Source organism: Methylobacterium sp. B1 (genome assembly GCF_000333255.1).
GTDB lineage: Bacteria > Pseudomonadota > Alphaproteobacteria > Rhizobiales > Beijerinckiaceae > Methylobacterium > Methylobacterium fujisawaense.
The window spans coordinates 1-2,765 of sequence record NZ_BACT01000576.1 but is presented as its reverse complement, the minus strand read 5'-3'; the positions used below and the strand labels follow the sequence as shown (position 1 = coordinate 2,765).

The following is a 2,765-nucleotide window of genomic DNA, read 5'->3' as shown; positions in this document are numbered from 1 at the left end:
GGCCATGCTGAGGAGTTGGAGCGGAAATCCCCGGTCTCGGCGGCGCTCTTGGCCCGCTGCGCCTGCCGCTTGGCCGCGATCCGCTCGGCGATCGGCCGGAACGTGTCGGCGAGATCCGCCGCCGAGGGTGCGCCGCCCTCGGCGAAGGGGGCGAGGGCCTTGGCCTGCGCTTCGGTGCCCGGATCGAGCTTGCGCAGGGTCGCCAGCGGCTCCGCATAGGCCGTGCCGGATTCCAGGGCGGCCGCCACGCGATCGGCGACCACGACCCGGAGTGCCGCCTGGACGGTGCTGGCCTCGGCGCGCTGCGCCACGCTCTTGTCCAGCGCTGCGATCTGATCGGCCTGCTCCTGCAGACGCCGATCCACCGCCTTTGCGGACTCGGCGGCCTGGGTCTGTCCCGCCTCAGCGGCGGTGCGGCTCGCCTGAGCGGCGGCCTGGACCGCCTCCGTGGCCGCCTTCACCCGCGCGTCGAGGGCCTGTTGCAGCGCGTCGAGGCGTTGACCGAGCGCCGCGTCGGCCTCGGCATTCGCCTTGGTCTTCTGCTCCACCTCGCCCTGCAGCGCCGCGATCTTCCGGGACGCGTCCTCGGCCGCCCCCTTGTCGCCGCCAGCGTCCTCCACCGCCTTCAGGCGAGTCTCGAGATCGGCGATCTGCTTCGCGTTGTCCTGGACCACGCCGAGCTTCGCGCCCGCCGACTGGTCCCGGCCCGGCTCCTGGCCGGGCTCCTCCTGGAGCGCGGCGACGCGCTGGTCGAGGTTGTCGAGGCGGGCGACGAGATCCGGCGGCACGGCCGGCGCCGCACCGGAGGCCTGGCCGTCCGTCGCGGCCGCCGGCGCCGCGCCGGCCTTGTCTAGGGCCTGCTTGGCGCTCGATTCCGCGGTGGCGACGCGCTTGTCGAGGGCCGCCAGCGCATCGCGCGGGGCCAGCCCGTCAAGGCGCTTGTCAAGGGACGCGATCTGGCTGGAAAGCCGTTGGTCCAGGGCGTTCAGGCGCGGATCGGGACCGATCCCGGCCTTCTCGGCACCGAACAGCAGGCCGGCGCCGATCACGCCGCCAAGCAGCCCGGCAGCGGCGATCGATCCGAACCCGGCCCGCGCCCGGGCAGACGATCCAGCCGCAGGTCTGGCCGGATCGACGGAGGCCGCCGCGGGGATCGGCCCCTTCGGCGACTCCTTGCCATCCCTCGGGGCATCCTTGGAGGCATCCTTGAAGGTGTCCTTGGCCGCATCCTTGCCGGCCGACGGCGGATCGGAGATGCGCTTGGCCTTGAGGTCGATGATCGGACCGGCCGTCACCGCACTGGCGGCCGCCGGACCCGCGGCACCCGAAGCGGGACCGCTCGGACGGGGACCGCCCTGGGGGCCGGTGCCGGGCTGGGCGGCCTTCGGATCGGCCGTCGCCCCGGTGGCCGCCGACGCGGTGGCGGAGGCCGTCGACGACGATGCCGTTGCCGACGACGAGGTGGTCGTGCCCGGCTTCGTCTCGAACCTGTCGGACCCAGCCTTGAGCGCATCGGGCTTAGCGCCGGGCGGCTGGGCGGCCGGGCCGGACGTCGGCTTCAGGCCGTCGGTACCGGGCCCCGGCTTGACGCCGTCGGGGCGGGCGTCGCTCGTGCCGGGCTTGGCGGACACGACGGGCTCGGTCGCCGGCTTGGGCGGTGTTCCGAGCGGGGATCCCTGCGGTCCCTTTACGGTCTCGGCCGGACCCGAAACACTCGGCTTCGCACCGGCGGCGGTGGACGCCGAGGATGTCGAGGCCGACACCGAGGCGGTGGACGCCGATGTCGCGGGCGACCGGGACGCGCCCCCGGGCGGCAGGGACGATCCGGGCTTGCCGGGCGCGGCGTCCGGCTTCCGACCGCCGGGACCGGGCTTGTCGGCGTCGCTGGGTGGTGGCGTCACGGGCAAGTCCTCCAACTCTTCGGCGTCGCCGCGCCCCCCTAGCACCGCGGCGGCGCCGGGCGCGAGGGCGAGATATGGCGGCCCGGCCTCCCTGTCACCGCACGGCTAACCCGGTGGCGGCGCCAGGGCGTCGAGCAGATCCGCTTCGCGCGGGCGTGTCGCGACGAAATGGACCGGAACACCGGCGGCTTCCAGGGGGGCCGCGACATCCGACGATAGGCAGTAATGCCCCAGGCGGCGGAAAGCTCCGCCATGACCCGATCCATCCGCGAGGGCGAGGGCGACGGCGGCGCTGCGCCGGGAATAGTGAAGGGCGGCTTCGAGGCGTCCCGCGGCGAGCTCGAGGGCCACCGCCTGCGGGAGCGTCCGCAGCGCCTCGGCCCGGTAGGCGACGAAGGTGGTGATCCGGAACCCCGCGGCCATCAGCGTTGCCGCCGGCTCCGGCTTTCGCTCGGCCCCGGTCGCGTGGAGAAGGGATTCGCCGGGCGCCAGGGCATCCGCCACCAGCGCGGCGAGGCCGGCGGCATCGCCCGGCCCCTCGCGCACGGGACCGAGGCCGGCCGCGCGTGCCAGCGCAGCCGTCCGCGCACCGACGGCGAAGACCGGGAGACCGCGCAGGGGCGGCGCGTCCCGGATCGCCGGCACCGCGTTGGCGCTGGTCAGGAGCAGGGCGGCGAAGGGTCCCGCGGGCGGTGCCGCCGCGGTCGGCCGCACCGCCAGAACGGGCGCGACGAGCGGCGCGTGGCCCTGCGCCGCCAGGGCCGCTCCGGTCCGTGTCGCCCCCGGCTCGGGCCGTGCCACCCAGATGCGCACGGGCTAGGTGTCCAGCGAGAGGCGGACGCAAAGGTGCGCGGTGCCGCCGGG

At 75.4% G+C, this 2,765-nt stretch carries 2 protein-coding genes; both read right to left on the bottom strand.

The window, feature by feature from the left end:
• Positions 1–1,631 (bottom strand): translation initiation factor 2 (locus I53_RS16930; RefSeq protein ID WP_251982343.1); only part of this gene is annotated, 1,631 nt, incomplete at its 3' end.
• 375 nt (positions 1,632–2,006) lie between these two features.
• Positions 2,007–2,714 (bottom strand): uroporphyrinogen-III synthase, encoded by a 708-nt coding sequence (locus tag I53_RS16925; protein WP_043352694.1) that lies wholly within the window; start codon positions 2,712–2,714, stop codon positions 2,007–2,009.
• Between the last annotated feature and the right edge of the window lie 51 nt (positions 2,715–2,765).